The organism is Halorubrum sp. AJ67, assembly GCF_000513435.1.
Window position 1 is genome coordinate 360,166 of sequence record NZ_CBVY010000002.1, and the last position, 653, is coordinate 360,818.

Genomic DNA, 653 nt, shown 5'->3' on the forward strand with positions numbered 1-653 from the left:
GCCCGGGCGCGTCGGCGATCCGTTCCGAGACGGCGAAGCCGCCGGCGTCGAGGTAGCGCTCGACGAAGGTCGGCCCGCTCGGGCATCGACGCGGCCCGCCACGCGCGGACCGCCTTCGTCGGGAACACCCGGTTCGAGAAGGACACGACGACCGTTCCGCCGGGCGCGAGGACGCGGGCGAACTCCGCGAACGTCGGCCCGGGATATTGGAGATACTGGACCGACAGCGCACAGCAGACGACGTCGAAGGCGTCGTCGGCGAACGGGAGCGACTGGTCTGCGTTGAGGTCGCTGACGACGAACTCGTCGAGCCGGTCGTTCGCCGCCAGCTCCGCCTCGTTGAGGCCGTGCCCGACGACCCGGTCGTACTCGACCGCCGGGAGGTGTGAGACCCAACTGCTCATCGCGTCGAGGACGCGGTCGCCGGGGTCGGTCACGGAGGCGTACAGCGCCGTCAGCCGCTCTAAGAAGGCGTCGTCCGCGTGGGTGACGTACCGCGGCTCGTCGTAGAACGTCCCGTCGGGGCGGTCGTCGCGCTTCCGCCGGTCGCGGTCCGAGAGAACGGTCGTCACGGTACCGGAACGCGGGGCTCCGGGGAAAAGAGGCCGTCGCCGCTCGCGGCGCGAACGCGGCTCGCCGGCACACGCGGCCCG

The 653-nt window shown here is 72.0% G+C and carries 1 pseudogene; it reads right to left on the bottom strand.

Features of this window, described 5'->3' with window-relative positions:
- Positions 1-572: pseudogene (locus tag BN903_RS03485) on the bottom strand (class I SAM-dependent methyltransferase); the annotation flags it as partial.
- Positions 573-653: the final 81 nt, after the last annotated feature.